The sequence below is a fragment of the Streptomyces atroolivaceus genome, assembly GCF_000717025.1.
Taxonomy (GTDB): domain Bacteria; phylum Actinomycetota; class Actinomycetes; order Streptomycetales; family Streptomycetaceae; genus Streptomyces; species Streptomyces atroolivaceus.
This window is the reverse complement of sequence record NZ_JNXG01000018.1, coordinates 184,565-202,315: the sequence shown is the minus strand read 5'-3', so window position 1 is coordinate 202,315 and position 17,751 is coordinate 184,565. Positions and strand designations below refer to the sequence as shown.

The 17,751-nt window shown below is 72.0% G+C and carries 15 protein-coding genes; 9 read left to right on the top strand and 6 right to left on the bottom strand.

Annotated elements, in window-relative coordinates; genetic code table 11:
• Window positions 1-12: 12 nt before the first annotated feature.
• The 5 genes from OO67_RS29700 (at window position 13) to OO67_RS29680 (ending at window position 4,397) form a co-directional block, all read left to right on the top strand.
• Window positions 13-1,209: a glycoside hydrolase family 26 protein gene (locus OO67_RS29700; protein WP_033304837.1), complete on the top strand. Its 1,197-nt coding sequence runs from the start codon at window positions 13-15 to the stop codon at window positions 1,207-1,209.
• Between the two features lie 126 nt (window positions 1,210-1,335).
• The gene (locus OO67_RS29695; protein ID WP_033304836.1) at window positions 1,336-2,088 is read left to right on the top strand and encodes an SDR family oxidoreductase; all 753 of its coding nucleotides are present in this window, start codon (window positions 1,336-1,338) and stop codon (window positions 2,086-2,088) included.
• 255 nt (window positions 2,089-2,343) lie between these two features.
• The gene (gene dhaK, locus OO67_RS29690; protein ID WP_033304835.1) at window positions 2,344-3,336 is read left to right on the top strand and encodes a dihydroxyacetone kinase subunit DhaK; all 993 of its coding nucleotides are present in this window, start codon (window positions 2,344-2,346) and stop codon (window positions 3,334-3,336) included.
• A gap of 36 nt (window positions 3,337-3,372) precedes the next feature.
• On the top strand, window positions 3,373-3,990 hold the full coding sequence (dhaL, locus tag OO67_RS29685) for a dihydroxyacetone kinase subunit DhaL (protein ID WP_033304834.1): 618 nt from the start codon (window positions 3,373-3,375) through the stop codon (window positions 3,988-3,990).
• Window positions 3,987-4,397 carry a PTS-dependent dihydroxyacetone kinase phosphotransferase subunit DhaM gene (locus tag OO67_RS29680; protein ID WP_033304833.1) on the top strand — a complete coding sequence of 137 codons (411 nt, stop codon included), beginning with the start codon at window positions 3,987-3,989 and terminating at the stop codon, window positions 4,395-4,397. The genes dhaL and OO67_RS29680 overlap by 4 nt, the downstream gene beginning before the upstream one ends.
• A gap of 66 nt (window positions 4,398-4,463) precedes the next feature.
• Here the strand turns inward: OO67_RS29680 and OO67_RS40200 are convergent, their stop codons facing one another.
• Together OO67_RS40200 and OO67_RS29675 are read right to left on the bottom strand one after the other, a co-directional pair.
• Window positions 4,464-4,580: a cellulose-binding domain-containing protein gene (locus OO67_RS40200; protein ID WP_244300345.1), complete on the bottom strand. Its 117-nt coding sequence runs from the start codon at window positions 4,578-4,580 to the stop codon at window positions 4,464-4,466.
• A 67-nt stretch (window positions 4,581-4,647) separates the two neighbouring features.
• Complete coding sequence (locus tag OO67_RS29675) at window positions 4,648-8,076, bottom strand: phosphodiester glycosidase family protein (RefSeq protein WP_078598364.1); 3,429 nt, start codon at window positions 8,074-8,076, stop codon at window positions 4,648-4,650.
• A 291-nt stretch (window positions 8,077-8,367) separates the two neighbouring features.
• Between OO67_RS29675 and OO67_RS29670 the strand changes: the two genes are divergently transcribed.
• Window positions 8,368-8,874 carry an NUDIX domain-containing protein gene (locus tag OO67_RS29670; protein ID WP_033304831.1) on the top strand — a complete coding sequence of 169 codons (507 nt, stop codon included), beginning with the start codon at window positions 8,368-8,370 and terminating at the stop codon, window positions 8,872-8,874.
• On the opposite strand, the gene abc-f is transcribed toward OO67_RS29670, so the two are convergent.
• The 4 genes from abc-f to OO67_RS29650 all read right to left on the bottom strand — a co-directional run bounded on the left by abc-f (window position 8,838) and on the right by OO67_RS29650 (window position 13,618).
• A complete protein-coding gene (abc-f, locus tag OO67_RS29665; protein WP_033304830.1) occupies window positions 8,838-10,538 on the bottom strand; it encodes a ribosomal protection-like ABC-F family protein in 1,701 nt (566 codons plus the stop codon). The two genes, OO67_RS29670 and abc-f, sit on opposite strands and share 37 nt — an antisense overlap.
• Before the next feature lie 310 nt (window positions 10,539-10,848).
• Complete coding sequence (locus tag OO67_RS35840) at window positions 10,849-11,130, bottom strand: cytochrome P450 family protein (RefSeq protein WP_051709999.1); 282 nt, start codon at window positions 11,128-11,130, stop codon at window positions 10,849-10,851.
• A gap of 415 nt (window positions 11,131-11,545) precedes the next feature.
• Window positions 11,546-12,751 carry a PP2C family protein-serine/threonine phosphatase gene (locus OO67_RS29655; protein ID WP_051709997.1) on the bottom strand — a complete coding sequence of 402 codons (1,206 nt, stop codon included), beginning with the start codon at window positions 12,749-12,751 and terminating at the stop codon, window positions 11,546-11,548.
• A 24-nt stretch (window positions 12,752-12,775) separates the two neighbouring features.
• Window positions 12,776-13,618 carry a GNAT family N-acetyltransferase gene (locus tag OO67_RS29650; RefSeq protein ID WP_078598355.1) on the bottom strand — a complete coding sequence of 281 codons (843 nt, stop codon included), beginning with the start codon at window positions 13,616-13,618 and terminating at the stop codon, window positions 12,776-12,778.
• Window positions 13,619-14,122: 504 nt separating this feature from the next.
• Here OO67_RS29650 and OO67_RS29645 point away from each other — a divergent pair.
• The 3 genes from OO67_RS29645 (at window position 14,123) to metX (ending at window position 17,716) form a co-directional block, all read left to right on the top strand.
• The gene (locus OO67_RS29645; protein ID WP_033304829.1) at window positions 14,123-14,995 is read left to right on the top strand and encodes an RNA polymerase sigma factor SigF; all 873 of its coding nucleotides are present in this window, start codon (window positions 14,123-14,125) and stop codon (window positions 14,993-14,995) included.
• A 202-nt stretch (window positions 14,996-15,197) separates the two neighbouring features.
• On the top strand, window positions 15,198-16,559 hold the full coding sequence (locus tag OO67_RS29640; RefSeq protein ID WP_078598353.1) for a bifunctional o-acetylhomoserine/o-acetylserine sulfhydrylase: 1,362 nt from the start codon (window positions 15,198-15,200) through the stop codon (window positions 16,557-16,559).
• Window positions 16,556-17,716, top strand: a complete 1,161-nt coding sequence (gene metX / locus OO67_RS29635; RefSeq protein WP_033304828.1) for a homoserine O-acetyltransferase MetX — start codon at window positions 16,556-16,558, stop codon at window positions 17,714-17,716. The genes OO67_RS29640 and metX overlap by 4 nt, the downstream gene beginning before the upstream one ends.
• The last annotated feature ends 35 nt before the right edge of the window (window positions 17,717-17,751 follow it).

Below are 17,751 nucleotides of genomic sequence, written 5' to 3'. Positions count from 1 at the left end.
CAAGGAGGAGCCGTGCCCGTACAGCGCCGTTTCATCAATTTCGGCATCGGGGCGACCGCGCTCTGCCTCCTCGTCGGCGGCGCGGTCCTCGCCGATCACGACACCACGGACACCCAGGCCGGCAAGGGCGCCACCCAGAGGGCACCGGAACAGGACAGGACGACCGCCATCGGCGCCTACCTGGACTACGGCCCCCAGGGCGTGCAGCGGATGGCGGAACTGTCGCGCTGGCTCGGCGGTACGGAGCTTCGTGTCGGGCACAGCTATCTGCCGGGCGACCTGTGGGAGAACATCGAGGGCCGTCCCGGCTTCCTCGCCGCGTGGGCGGCGTGGCGGAAAGCCGACGAGGACCGGATGTTCGTACTCAACACGCCGATGCTGGAGCGGAACGAGGAGCGTGTCTCCGACGACGAGGTGCGCGGTCTGCTGAGGGCCGGTGCCTACGGGCAGTTCGACGAGCACTTCCGCAGACTGGCCGAGCGTCTGGTCCTGCTGGGCGTTCCCGACACGGTGATCGTCCTCGGCTGGGAGATGAACGGGACGACGTACACCCACCGGTGCGGCCCCGATCCCGTCGCGTGGAAGGCGTACTGGAATCGCATCGTCACCGCGATGCGCTCCGTGCCGGGCCAGGAGTTCCGCTTCGACTTCGCGCCGAGCAGGGGGCGGGACGCCGTGCCCTGGACGGAATGCTATCCGGGCGACGACGTCGTGGACATCATCGGCATGGACTCCTACGACCAGCCTCCGGCGCGGACCTTCGACGAACAGGTGAACGAGCCGTACGGACTGCAGAAGCAGGTCGACTTCGCGGCCGAGCACGGCAAGCCGATCTCGTTCCCCGAGTGGGGGCTGTTCCGCAACGGCGACAACCCCGAGTACATGCGCCGCATGCTGGAGTGGATCGAGCGGCACAAGCCGGTGTACCAGACGATCACGGACTACTGCCCCCACGGGGTGTGGCAGTGCGCCGACAATCCCCACTCCTCCCAGGTGTTCCGCGAGATGCTGAGCGGGCTGCCGGATGCCACCACGCCCCCGGCGCCCGATGCCGACCCGAGCGGGACACCGACGGCGCCCAAGCCCGACAAACCCACGCCGACGGTGCCTGCTCCGGACGTGAACGAGCCCGGGTGGTGCGTCACCCTTCCGCTCAGCGACTGGTTCGGCCAGTGGCTGAGCGACCGCGAACTCTGTGTGCGCGACTGAGGGCCGCGCTCCGGCGATGTCACATCCGCGCCGGCCCGCTCCGTCCTGGAGACAGGAGGCGCGGTTCGGGCACGCCGATGCCGGGCCGCGCCGTCGCAGGACCGAACGGGATCGAAGGAGCAGGACATGCGGGTAGCAGTGGCAGGCGGCACCGGGGCGGTCGGCCGGCTCGTCGTCGAGGAACTCACCGCGGCGGGGCACGAACCGGTGACGCTGGCGCGGTCGCGCGGTGTGGACCTCGTCTCCGGTGCGGGACTCGAAGCCGCCCTGGTGGGCGTGGAGACGGTCATCGACGTGAGCAACAGGACGACTCTCGGTCGCGACAAGGCGGTCTCCTTCTTCGGCTCGGTCAGCCGCAATCTGCTGGACGCGGGTTCACGCGCCGGGGTACGCCACCACGTGGCGCTCTCGGTCATCGGCGTCGACCGGGTCGGTCACGGCTACTACCAGGGCAAGCTGCGGCAGGAGGAGGTCGTGAGGGGCGGACAGGTGCCGTGGACCGTGCTCCGGGCCGCACAGTTCCACGAGTTCGTGCCCCAGACCCTGGATCAGATGCCGAAGCCGCTCGCCGTGGTGCCCCGGATGCGCACGCAGCCCGTGGCGGCCCGGGAGGTGGCCCGCCACCTGGTGGATCTGGCACTCGCTCCGGCCCAGGGCATGGCACCGGAACTCGCCGGGCCGCGGGAGGAGCAGCTCGTGGACCTGGTGCGGCGGCTGCTCCGGGCCCGCGGCGAGCGCAGGCCGGTGGTGCCGGTGAGACTGCCCGGCGCCGCGGGAGCCGCCATGGCCGGCAACGGTCAGCTGCCGGCCGGGCCGGGGCCCCGGGGGACGGAGACCTTCGACGAGTGGCTCGCCCGCACTGTGGCGCGGCGAGGATGACCATGGCATCAGCTCAGCGACGTAAGGAGGACGACGCGGCTCGAACGTCGCGCTGAGGCCGGGCCTGACGGGCTGTGCCGGGGAAGTCACCCTTCGCCGGCGGCTCGGGACGGTTCCCTCCGACGCGTCGCTTCCCGATCACCCGGGTCTCTTCGATACTGGTGCCGTACGCACCTGAGACAGAAGGACCGGATCCACGCCCGCGGCCGGTCACCTCGTTCGGCCGGCCGCCATGCTCTTCCCCAGGAGGAACCGTTGCGCATGCTCATCAACGTGCCGGAGACCGTCGTCGCGGACGGGCTCCGCGGAATGGCCGCCGCCCACCCCGAGCTCGTCGTGGACACCGAGAAGCGGCTCGTGGTCCGGCGTGACGCCCCGGTGGCCGGGAAGGTGGGCCTCGTGTCCGGCGGCGGGTCCGGGCACGAGCCGCTGCACGCGGGCTTCGTCGGGCCCGGAATGCTGTCCGCGGCGTGTCCCGGCGAGATCTTCACCTCGCCGGTACCCGATCAGATGGTGCGGGCGGCCGCCGCGGTCGACAGCGGTGCCGGGGTGCTGTTCGTCGTGAAGAACTACACCGGGGACGTGCTGAACTTCGACATGGCCGCCGAACTCGCCGAGGACGAGGGCATCCAGGTCGCCCGGGTTCTGGTCGACGACGACGTGGCGGTGGCCGACAGCACGTTCACGGCGGGCCGGCGCGGCACCGGGGCGACACTGTTCGTCGAGAAGATCGCCGGGGCGCTGGCCGACGAGGGGGCGCCACTGGAGCGGGTGGAGTCCTTGGCCCGGCGGGTGAACGAGTCCTCGCGGAGCTTCGGGGTTGCGCTCAGCTCCGTCACCACTCCGGCGAAGGGCACTCCCACGTTCGATCTGCCCTCCGGCGAACTCGAACTGGGCATCGGCATCCACGGCGAGCCCGGCCGGGAGCGCCGCCCGATGATGACGTCCGGCGAGATCGCCGACGCCGCGGTCCACGCGGTGCTGGAGGATCTGCGGCCCAGCGGTCCCGTGCTGGTGCTGGTCAACGGGATGGGCGCGACTCCGCTGCTGGAGCTGTACGGGTTCAATGCCGAGGTGCAGCGGGTGCTGTCGGAGCGGGGCGTTTCGGTGGCTCGTACGCTGGTGGGCAACTACGTGACGTCGCTGGACATGGCAGGCTGCTCGGTGACGCTCTGCCAGGTGGACGAGGAGATGGTGCGGCTCTGGGACGCACCGGTACAGACGCCCGCACTCCGCTGGGGCCGGTGAACGGGCCCTCCCACCGTGTGAGGAACAGGAGATCTTGTGCTCGACACCGATTTCTTCCGTCGCTGGATGGCTGCCACCGCGGCTGTCGTCGCCCGTGAGGCGGACCGGCTGACCGAGCTCGACGCCGCGATCGGGGACGCCGATCACGGGAGCAACATGCGCCGCGGCTTCGCCGCGGTGAACGACGTACTCGAGAAGGAGCCACCCGCGACGCCGGGGGCCGTGCTGACGCTGGCGGGCCGGCATCTGATCTCGACGGTGGGTGGGGCGTCCGGGCCGCTGTACGGAACTCTGCTGCGCCGCACGGGAAAAGCACTGGGCGACGCGCCGGAGGTGACCGGGGAACAGCTGGCCGAGGCCCTCGGGGCGGGCGTCTCCGCGGTGGCTCAGCTCGGCGGGGCGCAGGCGGGGGACAAGACGATGCTCGACGCGCTGCTTCCGGCGGTCGAAGTGCTGGGCAACTCGTTCGAGGAGGCCCGGGACGCGGCGCTGGCCGGCGCCTTGGCGACCGTGCCGCTGCGGGCTCGCAAGGGCAGGGCCAGTTATCTGGGCGAACGCAGCATCGGGCACCAGGATCCGGGTGCCGCCTCGGCCGCGCTGCTGGTCGGGGCCCTCACAGAGGCCACGGAACCGGGCGCCGGGGGCAGCGCGTGAGCGAGGAGAAACAGGTCGGGATCGTGCTGGTCTCCCACAGCGGGCCGGTGGCGGAAGCCGTCGCCGAGCTGGCACGAGGGCTGGCGGCCGGTGGCGCGACGGCACCGGTGGCGGCGGCCGGTGGCACCTCGGCCGGCGGGCTGGGGACGAGTACGGAGCTGATCGCCGAGGCGGCCAGAACGGTCGACAGGGGCGTCGGGATCGCACTGCTCGTGGACCTCGGGAGCGCGGTGCTCACGGTCAAGTCCATGCTTGCGGAGGGCGGTGAACTGCCGGACGGGGCACGGCTGGTGGACGCTCCGTTCGTGGAGGGCGCGGTCGCGGCGCTGGTGACGGCGTCGGCCGGGGGCGATCTGGAGACCGTGGAGGCGGCGGCCACGGACGCGTACGGCTACCGGAAGGCGTGACGGGGATACGCCGGCGCCCCTGTAGGGAGGGCCGGCCGGCGCGAGGTGGGCGCGTGCGGACTCAGATCACCGTGCAGGCAGGTCGAGCGTGAACGGTGCGGCCTCGGCGTGGGTGCCGGAGTAGGTGCCCTGGAAGCCGAGGGACTGGCTGCCGCCTGCCGCGACCGCGCGCCTTTGCCCCACACGTGCACACCGCACGGCTCCCGGCTCACGTCCTGAGCCGTGCGGTGGTGCGGCACGCGAGGTGGTGTCAGGCGGCGGGCGCCACCGCCCCGGCCGCGATCCGGATCCGTACCTGCCGGCTGACGCCGTTGACGGTGACCGCGAGCATGACGGTGCCCGGCCGGAGCGCGGTGAGCGTGCCCGTGGCCGGGTCGAGCGTCACGGAGTGGCGTCGGTGGGCATCGCCGGGGTCCCCGATGTGGACGTTCGGGGAGCCGGTCCAGTCGACGCTGAGCGGGAAGGCCGCCGGCACGGTCCGCGTGCCCTGGGTGAGGTGTGCGCCGACTACCGTGCGCTCCCCCGCGACGAGCGCGGAGGGGGCCTCCAGGGCCAGTGCGTCGACGTGCGCGCGGATCTGTGCGGAGACCCAGTCCGGCCCTCCCCGCCACGGCTGCCGGCGTGCCGCGGCCTGTTCGCCGGGCGAGACGCGGTCGGCTCCGATCAGGGACCAGCCGGTGAAGCCTCCCTCGTCCGCCGGGCCTGCCGGAGCCTTGCCGGAGTTGCCGTTGATCAGATACGGGACTCCGTCCACGTGCGAGGCGTGGAAGACCCCGACGTGGCTGCCGATGAACCCGGCGCCCTTACCCGTCGTACGGCGGAAATCGGCGAGCCACTGTTCGACGAGGGCGGCCTCCTTCCGGTCGCTCAGCTGACTTCCCTTCTGCACCGTCGGATCGCGCGGGGGCACGTGCTCGATCAGCATCACGGAGCCGACGGACCGGTCCTCCGCCGCCGCGTCGAGCTGGGCGCGCACTTCCTTGATCTGGGGGAAGCCGCCGCCTCGCAGGCTGAGACTCGACGTGTCCAGGGTGATGACCCGGGTGCCCTTGTGGTCGAACGTCCGCTGAGCCGGTCCGAAGTGTGTGATGAAGTTGTCGATCTTCCCGCCCATCACCTCGTGGTTGCCCGGTACGTAATACCAGGGCAGTGCGTCGCCCAGCTCCTCGTCCAGGACCTGGCGGGCGAAGGCGAGGTCGGCGGGTGATCCCTCGTCGACGAGGTCCCCGTTGACGACGAGGAAGTCGGGGTGCGCCGCCTTGATCTCCCGCAGGGTGCGGCGGGCCTGCTGGACGATGGCACTGTCCGGGTCGCGTGCGACGAACTGGGCGTCCGACATCACCGCGAACTGCCAGTCCCGGCCCTCTGTGACCGCTGCGGTGTCGATCAACGGGTCGGTGAGCTCGGCCTGTTCGGGAACATCGACCGTGGGCGGCACCTGGGCGGTCAGGCCGTCGATGACGATCTCACCCGTGTACTGCCGGGCCGCTGCCGTCTCGGCGAGGTAGAAGCGGTGCACCGACAGCGGCATCGCCGCGCCCGGTGGCACGGCGAAGGTGACCTGCCGCCAGCCGGTCCAGGTGAGGTACGGCCCCCGCAGCAGCTGGTCGGAGCCGGCGGCGTCCTTGAGGTGCAGGGTCGGCCAGGCGCCGTTGCCGTCTCCCTTGATCCAGAGGGTGTACGCCTGCGGCTGACCCGGCACGACGACGGGGCGGGGCGGGGACGCGTAGGCGGCGCGGGTCGCCGTCGACCGGGTGAAGTCGTAATCGAGCCGGAGCCCGGTGCCGGTGTGCCCGTCAGGCGTCGCGGCCAGTGAACCGTCCGCACGAGCCTGGCTGAACTTCCAGGATCCGGCGTCCTCGAAGTCCGCCACGGTCTGCTCGGTGAGGCCGACGCTCACCGCGAGGGTCGTGCTGACGCCTGCCACGGTGGCCGTGATCCGTCCCGCTCCCGAGCCGGTGAGGGACCTGACGGTGAAGGATCCCCTGCCGTCGTCGGCGACGGCGAAGAGTGTGCGGTCGTAGTCGAGGTCGAGGTCTCCCGGCTCGACGGGAGCACTCGTACCGTGGGCGTCGAGTCCGACGATGCCGAAACGGCCGGCGGCCTCCTTGCCCGCCAGGCCGACGCGCGCGGTGGTGGGCCGGATACGGGCCAGCCGGTCGAGGACGGTGAGCCGGGTCACGCCGTGCGCGCCGGCGCGCTCCGCCCGGACGTCGGTCGTGCCGCTGCGGCGGGCGGTGAACGTCCCTCCGGCGTCGACACCGCCGACCGCCGGACTGACGGCACGCCAGCGGGGGGCGCCTGCGGCGGGGCCGTACGTCTCGTCGTACCCGGCGGCGGTGAGCTGCCGGGTCAGGCCGGGGAAGACCCGCTCGGGGTGGCCGCCGCCGACCGGGCCGTCGCCGGGGGCGGCCCCGGCCGGCGTGCGGGTCTCGACCCAGAACCCTTCCAGGCGCCCGCTGCCGTCGGGCGCGGTCAGGGCCAGACCGTTGGGGACGGTGCGCTCACTGCCGTCGGACGGGCTGTTCTCGATCCGGAGCGCATCGCTGCCCGGTTCACGGGCGACGAGGGTCGACGAGCCTCCCCCGTCCAGGTTCAGAGCACTGTACGAGCCTGCCTCGCGCATCATCTCGCCCAGCTCGGTCAGGGTGACGCCGCCGCTGTCCGTCTGGCGTCCGTCGACGGTGAGGACCTGCATGGTCCGGCCGTCCTTCGAGAACCCGACAGCCGTACGGGGCGCCGCGGTGTTGTTGCCCTCGCCGTCGTGGTTCTGCGCGGTCCCGTCGACGACGAGCAGCTCCCGGCCGCCGACGGCGGTGCGTGGCACGGCTCCGCTGTCGGTGCGTGCCCGGTACTCGATGCCGACCGGGTCGCCCGGTTCCAGGGCGGCCAGCAGTCCGGCCCCGGCCTCACGCCCGACGAGCACCACGGTGTCCTCGGGCACGGGCCCTGATCCCGGGGTGCCGGACACCGAGGCGACCTTGCCGTCGCGCACGGCCACTTCGGCGACGGGCTGTGCGTCGTCGACGGTCAGGGCGCGGTCGGCGCTGCCCCAGGACGAGGTGTAGGCCCCCACGCCCTGAGCCGGTACGTTCGCCGCGTTGTACGCGGCCAGCGGGTGGGCTCCGGATGGAAGGGAAAGCGTGCCTTCGAAGTAGAGCTCCAGGACTCGGCCCGCGTTCTCCGGTCCGATGCCCACCGCACGGTTGACGCCCGGGGCCGGGGAGTGGACCGTCCGGCCGTCCTTGACGCCAGGGCCCTGGGGCGCTCCGGTCTGGTTGATGTCGAAGAAGTCCGCGTTGATCGCGGCGACGGTGCGGCGGCCCTTCCCCGGGTCGTGCCCGGCGGCGAGCTCGGAGACCGTACGCCGGTCCGCGACCTTGCCGGAGGAGAGGTAGTCGGCGCGTACTCCCCTGCCGTCCAGGTCGACGGAGAGGGTGTCGACCCGCAGCCATTTGTCGGACTCGAGGCGGTCGTACGAGCTCAGCCGGACGCCGGGGGCGATGGGACGGGAGGCACGGGCGGTCTCGATGCCGTCGCCGTCCACGACAGATCCCGGGAGGCCGGACGGGCCGCTCGCCGCGGGCGGGGCGACCGGTCTGAGGACCTCGGCGGTGGTGTGCGGGCGGGGGTCCGGAGTCTGGTCGGCGGCTGCGGGTGCGATGGCTCCGACCGCCATCGCGCCCGCGGTCGCGAGCAGCACGAGTGGCCGCACGGCGCTGCGGAATGTGCCAGGGCCCACAAATCCTCCTGGTGCAGAGCGGATTGCGCGCGGAATGCGCTGTCGGCCGACAGCATGGCCGGGCTCGTCGGGGCGCACCAGAGGACAACGAGGACATCAGGAGGAACAACACGCGGCGAAGGAGTGACCCCCGACGGCCCGGGTCCGTGGCCATGCGGCCCCGGCCGTCAGGCTTCGCAGCTCCCGCGCCGGTGGCCTTCCGTACTCCCGGCCCTCACACTTGACGACATGTCGACAGTCAGGCGCAGCGCGGGTCTCCTGCTCTTCCGGGTCGTCGCGGGCGAGGACGGCCTGCCGGACGCCGAGGTACTGATCGGCCATATGGGCGGACCGTTCTGGGCCCGCCGTGACGCGGCGGCCTGGTCGGTCCCCAAGGGCGAGTACGAACCCCCGGAGGAGGCTGCCGCCGCCGCGCGCCGGGAGTTCGAGGAGGAACTCGGGCTGCCCGTACCGGCCGGTACCTGGATCCCACTGGGTGAGACACGCCAGTCCGGCGGCAAGACCGTCACCGTATGGGCCGTGGAAGGCCGGCTGGACCCCGCGAGGGCGGTCCCGGGCACCTTCACCATGGAGTGGCCGAGGGGGTCCGGTGTGCTGCGGGAGTTCCCGGAGATGGACCGGTTCGCCTGGTGCACACCGGACGACGCCCTCGAACGGCTGGTGGCGGGCCAGCGGGTCTTCGTCGAGCGGTTGCGAGCCTACGTACGGGAGGGACGCGCCCCCTCGGAGGCGTAGACGCCGGAGCCCGCCACGGCACGGCCCGCCCGGAGCTCGAGGCGCTCGCCGGTGAAGCGGCCGCGGAAGCTCCGGTCGTGCGAGACGACGACGACTGCCCCCGGATAGCGGTCGAGCGCGGCTTCCAGCTCCTCGACCAGTCCGAGCGCGATGTGGTTCGTCGGCTCGTCCAGGATCAGCAGATCCGCCGGACGGGTCACCAGGCGCGCCAGGGCGAGTCTGCGCTGCTGCCCGATGGAGAGGGCCGCCACCGGCACGGTCAGGTCCTCCCGACGGAACAGGCCGAGAGCCAGCAACTCGTCCTCGTACTCGTCGGGGAATCCCGGCCGCCCCGCCGCGAACGTGGACAGCAGTGTGCGGCGGGTGGGCCTGACGGGGAGTTCCTGAGGGAGGTAGCCGATTCCGCCCCGTCGCCGGACCGTGCCCGAGTCGGGCGCGAGGTCACCGGCCAGGACGCGCAGGAGAGTGGTCTTCCCCGCCCCGTTGGGCCCGGTGACCAGAAGCCGTCGGCCCGGTTCGACGCGCAGGGAGGGCAGGTCCAGCCGTTCGCCGACGAGGACGGAGTCCAGCTCGGCCACGAAGGTCGAACCGCCGGCGTCTCCGTCCGCCGGGCGGTCCTCCGGGCGGGCGAGGATGAGGTCGGCGGTGAAGCGCAGCGGCCGGGGAGGCGCGGGCACGGGTGAGCGGCGCAGCGTCTCCAGGCGGGTCCTGGCGGCCCTGACCTGGCCCGACAGCTTGGCCTCATGCGATCTGCGGTGCTTGCCGAAGCCCTGCCCGGGGTCCTTGCCGGTGCCCGCGAGGCGCTGGCCGGCGGCGCTCACCAGTTCTTCCGTGCGGGCCAGTTCGGCCAGCCACTCCTGGTGTTCCTGGGCCCAGCGGCGGTGCGCGGCGGCCTTCGCCGCACGGTAGCCGTCCCAGCCGTCGCCGTACCGGGAGACGCTTCGCAGATCGCGGTCGACCTCCAGGATCACGGTGGTGATCCGCTCCAGGAACGCCCGGTCGTGGGTGACGGCGACCACGGTGCCGCGGTGGGCGCGCAGATGTTCCTCCAGCCAGGTGACGGCGTTCGCGTCGAGGTGGTTGGTGGGCTCGTCGAGGAGCAGGAGTTCCGGGGCGGCGGCGAGTACGCAGGCCAGGGCCAGCCTGGACTGCTCGCCTCCGGAGAGGGTGCCGAGCTCGCGGTCGCGGGTGAGATGACCGAGCCTGAGACCGTGCAGTGCGGCGTCGGTCCTGGCATCCGCCTGGTAGCCGCCGCGCTCCTCGTACGCCGTCACCAGGTCTCCGTACGCGGCGAGCCTCGCGTCGTCCAGGTCCTCGTGGGACATCGCCTCCTCCTCCGCACGGATCGAACGCTCCAGGGCGCGGAGTTCGGCGAGAGCCGCGTCGACGGCGTCCTGGACCGTGCTGCGGGGGTCGAGGGTGAGGGTCTGGGCGAGGTATCCGGTGCCGCCCGGGAAGCTGACGGTGACGTCACCGCTGTCCGGGGTCTCCGCCCCGGCCATGAGCCGGAGCAGGGTGGACTTCCCGGACCCGTTCTCGCCGATGACGCCGGCCTTCTCTCCGGGGCGGACGGTGAGGGACACCTCGTCGAGGACGGACCGGTCGCCGTACGCCTTGGAGACGTCGTTCATCGCCAGTTGGGCGCGGGGGTACTGAAGAGACATGGGTGCTTTCCCTGAAGTGACATGCCCTCAGCGGCGCGCACATCGACGTCAAGGACGGAAGCACGCTGCGGGACAGGGGTGTCGGACGACGGAGAGGACTGCGGCACATCGCGTGGCCCGGAAGGTCACGCGGCGACGGTCGGCGTCGCGGGGCGGCGTCCTGGCCGTGAATCAGAGAAAGAAGTAGTACGAACCCATGGCACCCATTCTAACCATGCCGGCGGGCAGCCCAGGCGTACGGGCAGGGCATGGTCCTTGTCGAGCCTGGTGGGGGTCGAAGTGGTGCACGTCACCACTGGCGAGGACCTGTTCAAGGTGTCGCGGTGGTGTCCATGACCTCGCCGACGAGCCTCGCTGTGTCGGCCCCGTGGTCCGCGGGAACGCCGAAGAGCTCGGGATGCGCGTAGGCGGCGCGGAAATCCAGGGGTTCGTCGGCGGCGGGCCCGGCCATCTCGTCGAGGAGACGTTCCGCCATCTCCCCGACACGGCGGCCGCGTGCGTCGGTGCGCCGCTTGGTGAAGGCAGGGGAGATGAGTTTGCGCAGACGCCGGTGGTCGGGTCCGTAGGCGGTGATCATGTTGGTCACGCCCACCCACGAGTTGATCCAGAATCCCGGAACTCCCCCTCGATCCAGGCCGGCCGGTGCTCGTAGGGCTCCTTGGACACCCGGTCGTCGGCGAGCGGTTGCTTGGGGACGTGGTGTCCGGTCGGTGCCCAGACCGTGATGCCGCCGGTCGACCGCCGCGACCGAGCCTCGGGAACGTAGTGCGTCGGCCTCTCCGTGGATGTCGCGACCTGCGGGGTCGATCGCGAAGGGGCGCTGTCCCACGGGTAACTCCTGCGTGTGGCGGCCGGGATGGGACGAGCGTAGGGGCGCGGGCGTTCATCATCCAGGCGTTCCGACGAGGCGTCGCCCGCGCCCGGCGGGCGGAAACCAGCTGCGCACCGGGGGTGGGGTCCCGCCTGCGATACGGAAGGCCCTGTTCACGTCAGGAGCGGTGCGGGTGTCACTTCGTGGTGTGGGTGTCGTTCGTCGCCGCGTTCCCGAGCGACGCGGTCGCGGTCTCGCCGTCCGGCGGCCTGCTCAGGACGAGCACGGCGACGTCGTCGCGGCGTACCCCGCCGGAGAACTGCTGCAGGTCCCTCTGAAGCGCGTCCAGGACCTGGTCCGGCTCGTCCCCCACCCACCGGCCGAGCCGCTCGTCGAACGGGTAGAAGACACCTGTGGCGTCGCGCGCCTCGGTCACCCCGTCGGTGTAGACGAGCAGTGCGGCGCCCGGCGGAAAGCGGAGCCACTCGGCGGCGCGCGCCTCGGCGCTGAGGTCCGCCATGCCCAGCGGCACGGACGTCCGGTGCAGGGTGACGACGGACGCCGCACCCTCGTGCAGCAGCCGCGGCGGCAGATGGCCGCAGTTCACGGCCTGCACCCGGTCGCCACCGTCGAAGCCCAGCAGCAGGGCGGTGACGAAGCGCTCGGTCTCACCGGTCTCGGCCGAGAAGGCGTTGTGCCGTACGACCGCGTCCTCGACGGAGTCGGCCACCGCGGTGAGCTCGGGCTCCCGCACGGCCGCTTCCCTGAACGCGCCGAGCGCGGCGAATCCGGCCCCGATCGCGGGCAGCCCCTTGCCCTGCACGTCGCCGATGATCACGCGGGTTCCATGGGGCGACTGCACGACCTCGTAGATGTCGCCGCCGACGAAGCGGTCCTCCTCCATCGGCTCGTAGAGGCCGTGGGCGCGGACCTGCCGCGTGGTGACGGGGAGGGGGCGCAGGATCTGTCGCTGAAGCGCGACGACGGCCGAGCGCAGCCTCGCCACCTGGACGGCGTGCCGGATGCGTGCGGCACAGGCGACGACACCCAGAGCGCTGGCGAGGGCGGTGAAGCCGATGAGGGAGACGACGTCCCAGAAGGGGCCGGTCGAGGCGATCCGCGATCCGACGACGACCAGGGTGACCCACACCGCCACGGCGGCCGTCTGGCGGACCGTGCAGAAGACCGAGGCCAGCGCGGGCAGCACGACCGTGAGCGGGATGAGAGGGAGGTCGTTACCGGAGAGGGCGTCGAGCAGGACGACCGCCACGGTCAGGAGGACGATCCACAGCGCGAGCGCCCAGTTCCCGATCCTGGCGGCGCCCGCAGCCGTCTCCCCCGGGTCCGCACCGGGGAGCGGTGGCCTGCGCGCCGCCGACGGGCGCCGGAGCCCCATGACCACGGCACGCCTCCCGCCTGTCCGTCCCTAACGCCCCACGTCTTCCAAACTACCCGTCCCCTGGTCCGGGGTCCTGACGTCGGTGCACGGCACCGTGTCCGCAGGGACGATCGCCGAGAGGAAGGACGTCCTGCGGCGCAGGGTGAAGCCGAGGGATTCGTAGAGCCGGATGGCGGAGGTGTTCGATGCGGCGGCATGCAGGAAGGGTGTCTCGCCGCGTTCCCTGATGCCGTGGGCGACCGCTTTGACGAGGCGCGAGGCGAGGCCTTGTCCCCGTACGGACCCGTCGGTGCAGACGCCACTGATCTCGGTCCAGCCCGGCGGGTGCAGACGCTCCCCCGCCATCGCGACCAGGGCACCGGCGCGGCGGATGCCGAGGTAGGTGCCGAGCTCCACCGTGCGCGGCAGGAACGGGCCGGGGCGGGTGCGCTCGACCAGGTCGAGCATCTCCGGCACGTCGGCCGGGCCCAGGAGCACGGCTTCGGGGTCGGGGGCGGCGTCCACCGTGTGGTCCACCAGTTGCACGCCGTCGGCCTGGAAGACGATCTCCCAGTCGGCCGGCGGAGGCTCGCGGAAGGCGGTGAGGGTGACGGATGCCCCGGAGCCGGCGAGCGCGGCCACATCGGCCCAGTCCTGGGCATCGGGTGCGTCCGGCAGAGCGATCCAGGGCGTGACGTCGGGGTGATAGCGCAGGATGCGGCCGCGGCGCTGGGCGAAGCGGGTGTGCGGACCGGTCAGCGACGCGCGGGCGGGGTTGTCCAGCGGATGGGCCTCCGTGGGGCCGGGCACCCGCGGAGGGGACGGGTGGCCGGCCCGTGACGTGGGCTGATGCGTGGGCAGGGGGACGGACAGGGGTGTGACCTCGGGCATGGACGCTCTCACTCCGGTTGGTATCGGCGACCGACGACAGGGGGTAAAGACAGATCCGCCGTACACCTATTCCCAGGCCGTCGGTCTGTTCACGAAGGCGCAATCAAAGCGCTCACCAGGACACGGCACCGCCGTCGCGCGCCCACCGCCCGTGCCGGCGTCCTCCGGCTCGCCCGCAGATCGCCACGACGCGGGCGGGCCTGCCACGGTGCGCGGGACGACCGCTCGGGTCCGTCCCGCGAATCGCGCACCTCTGGACGGGATACGACCACAACCGGCGTCCGCCTGTGGCACTCTGGATACGCCGCCCCACCAGGCTCCCCCGTACCGGTGGGGCGGTTCTGTGCGTGCGCACACACGGAAGTCCGGCGCCGAGGACGGTCACGAACGTTCCCGGCCGATACCGGCACTCGTGTGGCTCAAAAACGCCGCGCCGTGCATGAGTTGCAGCCCTTCGGGCAGGCGCCTACACCTCATGGCCCACAACCTGAGGAGCGTGACGGGATGACCGTGCACACTGCACAGACCGCCGGTGCGGAACGAGCAGGTGCCCCGGACGGGCTTCCCTGGATCGAGGATGCCGCTCAGATCGCCCCGCAGGACGCGCGGAAGCTGTCGAAGCTCTTCTTCGACCGCCTGCAGGCGCTGGAGGAGGGCACCCCCGAGTACCAGTACGCCCGGAACACCCTCATCGAGATGAATCTGTCGCTCGTGCGGTTCTCCGCAGGACGCTTCCGTAACCGGGGCAGCGGCGACATGGAGGACATCGTCCAGGTCGGCACCATCGGTCTGATCAAGGCCATCGACCGCTTCGACCTCTCCCGTGAGGTGGAGTTCACCTCGTTCGCCGTGCCGTACATCGTCGGTGAGATCAAGCGCTTCTTCCGGGACACCACGTGGTCCGTGCATGTGCCGCGCAGGCTGCAGGAGTTGCGGGTGGACCTGGCGAAGGCGAAGGAGACCCTGGCGGCGGGTCTCGACCGGGATCCGACGGTGCGGGAGCTCGCCGAGCACCTCGGTCTCGAGGAGGAGGAGATCACCGAGGGCATCCTCGCGGCCAACGGCTACACGGCGGGTTCGCTCGACATGCCGGCCGACGCGACCGCACCGGCGGGCCGCGCGAAGGGCGTGCGCTCCTACGCCGACGTGCTGGGCGAGCCCGACCCCGCGATGGAGGCGGTGGAGAATCTCCATACGCTCGCCCCGCTGCTGGGCGAGCTCGACGCACGTGAGCGCCGCATCATCGACATGCGCTTCGGCCAGGAGATGACGCAGGCTCAGATCGGTGAGGAGCTCGGCATCTCGCAGATGCACGTCTCCCGGCTGCTCAGCCGCATTCTCCGCAAGCTGCGCAGCGGGATGCTGACCCAGGACTGACGCGCGACCGACGCCGGGCCGGCTCCGTGGGATGCGGGGCCGGTCCTTTCGCGTCTGTTGCGGCGGCATTGCAGCTTCGTGGCCACGTGCGCCACCCGCTTCCGTCCCGGCGCGGACGGCCTCTACGGTCCGTAACCAGTACGCCGCCGCGCCGCCACCGTGCTCGCGCGGTCATCCCCCGAACGACCGTGCGAGGTATGACATGAGCCAGCCCGTCGACTCCGTCACCGCAGGACACACCCCCGAGGACCACGACCGGCAGGACGCCGTGACCGCCTGGTCCTTCGAGACGAAGCAGATCCACTCCGGCGCGGTCCCCGACCCCGCGACCGGGGCCCGGGCGGTGCCGATCTACCAGTCGACGTCCTTCGTGTTCAAGGACACCAAGCACGCGGCCGACCTCTTCTCACTGGCGGAGCCCGGCAACATCTACACCCGGATCCACAACCCCACCCAGGAGGTCCTGGAACAGCGGATCGCCGCGCTCGAGGGAGGAGTCGCAGCGGTCGCGGTCGCCTCCGGCCAGGCGGCCGAGACGCTCGCGTTGCTGACGCTGGCGGGCGCCGGGGACCACATCGTCGCCTCCGCCTCGCTCTACGGCGGTACGTACAACCTGTTCCGGCACACACTCCCCCGGTTCGGCATCGAGGTGTCGTTCGTGGAGAACCCCGATGACACCGAGGCGTGGCGGGCGGCGATCCGGCCCGGAACCAAGGCCCTGTTCGCGGAGACCCTGGGCAATCCACGCGGTGACGTGCTCGACATCCGGGGCGTGGCGGACGTGGCGCACGCCTCGGGGGTTCCGCTGATCGTCGACAACACCGTGCCCACGCCCTACCTGCTGCGGCCGCTGGAGCACGGCGCGGACATCGTGATCCACTCCGCGACGAAGTTCCTCGGGGGGCACGGCACCACGATCGGCGGTGTCGTCGTGGACGGCGGCACCTTCGACTTCGGGGCACACACCGAACGCTTCCCGGACTTCCACACCCCCGACCCCAGCTACCACGGCCTGCGGTACTGGCCGGACCTCGGGCACGGCGCCTTCGCCGTGAAACTGCGGGTCCAGCTGCTGCGCGACCTCGGACCCGCGCTCGCCCCGCACTCCGCCTTCCTGCTCCTCCAGGGCGTGGAAACACTGAGCCTGCGCCTGGAGCGGCACACCTCCAACGCCCTCGCGCTCGCCCGCTGGCTGGAGGGCCGGGACGAGGTGTCGGCGGTGCACTACGCCGGGCTCGAGTCGAGTCCTTGGTACGAGGCCGGACAGCGCTACCTTCCGCGCGGCGCGGGTGCCGTGCTCGCCTTCGAGCTCAGGGACGGGGTGGAGGCCGGCAAACGGTTCGTGGACGCGGTCGAACTGTTCAGCCACCTCGCCAACATCGGTGACGTGCGGAGCCTGATCATCCACCCGGCGTCCACGACACACAGCCAGCTGACCGAGGAACAGCTCGCCGCCACGGGCGCCACCACGGGGCTGGTGCGGCTCTCCGTCGGCCTGGAGAACGTGGACGACCTCAAGGCGGATCTGGAGGCAGGGTTCCGCGCCGCGAAGGCGGCGTCCTGAACGGGGCCGCCCCGCCCCGCGCGCTCCCTCTTCCGCCGGCAGCCGGAGGCTGGCGGGAGGGGGATCCGCCCGGCCGCCGTTCGTGGGTGGCGCTCGACGGTCCGCTGGGGCTCGAATCCGGTGCCACGCTGCCGGATGTGCGTCTGGCGTACGAGACGTGGGGCCGGCTCGCGCCGGACGGCGCCAACGCGGTGCTGGTCCTGCACGCGCTGACCGGTGACAGCCACGCGGCGGGGCCCGTCGGCCCCGGGCATCCGTCGGCCGGCTGGTGGGACGCGCTGATCGGACCGGGCCGGGCACTGGACACCGACCGCTGGTTCGTCGTCGCGCCGAACGTTCTGGGCGGCTGCCAGGGCAGTACCGGCCCGTCCTCCCGGCGGCCCGACGGCACCCCCTGGGGCTCGGCGTTCCCGTTCCTGACGGTGCGTGACCAGGTGGCGGCGGAGGCACTGCTCGCGGATGCCCTGGGGATCAGCCGTTGGGCGGCGGTGATCGGCGGTTCGATGGGCGGGATGCGGGCGCTCGAATGGGCGGTTGGCCTTCCCGGCCGTACGGGGGCGCTGCTGGTGCTCGCCGCTCCCGCCGCGTCCTCGGCCGGACAGATCGCATGGGGAAGCACGCAGATCGCGGCGATCCGGAGCGACCCGGGCTGGCGAGGGGGCTGCTACCACGACGCACCGCCCGGTTCGGGCCCGCACCAGGGGCTCGGTCTGGCCCGGCGGATCGCCCATGTCACGTATCGCAGCGAGGCCGAGCTGGGGGCGCGGTTCGGCCGTCGGGCGCAGCCCGGTGAGCTGCCCTCGCAGGGCGGGCGCTACCAGGTGGAGTCGTATCTCGACCATCACGCTGCCAAGCTGGTGCGTCGTTTCGACGCGGGCAGTTATGTGGTGCTCACCGAGGCGATGAACGCGCACGACGTGGGCCGGGGCCGCGGTGGTGTCGCGCGGGCCCTGCGCCGGGCGGACATGCCGGCTCTGATCGCCGGCATCGATTCGGACCGGCTGTACCCGCCCGCGCAGCAGGCCGAGCCGGCGGCGCTGCTGCCCGGCGCCGACCGCCTCCGCATCATCGAATCCCCGTACGGACACGACGGGTTCCTCATCGAGACCGGCCAGGTGGGCGCTCTTGTGAGGGAGTTGCTGCCCCCTGCACGCTGACCCGGACCCACCCGAAACGCAGACCTCTCCCTCTG

Excerpts from the sequence above, each read along its gene's own strand:
- OO67_RS29695 (WP_033304836.1), top strand. The coding sequence starts at position 1,336 with ATGCGGGTAGCAGTGGCAGGCGGCACCGGGGCGGTCGGCCGGCTCGTC.
- OO67_RS29675 (WP_078598364.1), bottom strand. The coding sequence starts at position 8,076 with ATGGCGGTCGGAGCCATCGCACCCGCAGCCGCCGACCAGACTCCGGAC.
- OO67_RS29670 (WP_033304831.1), top strand. The coding sequence starts at position 8,368 with ATGTCGACAGTCAGGCGCAGCGCGGGTCTCCTGCTCTTCCGGGTCGTC.
- abc-f (WP_033304830.1), bottom strand. The coding sequence starts at position 10,538 with ATGTCTCTTCAGTACCCCCGCGCCCAACTGGCGATGAACGACGTCTCC.
- OO67_RS29650 (WP_078598355.1), bottom strand. The coding sequence starts at position 13,618 with ATGCCCGAGGTCACACCCCTGTCCGTCCCCCTGCCCACGCATCAGCCC.
- OO67_RS29645 (WP_033304829.1), top strand. The coding sequence starts at position 14,123 with ATGACCGTGCACACTGCACAGACCGCCGGTGCGGAACGAGCAGGTGCC.
- OO67_RS29640 (WP_078598353.1), top strand. The coding sequence starts at position 15,198 with ATGAGCCAGCCCGTCGACTCCGTCACCGCAGGACACACCCCCGAGGAC.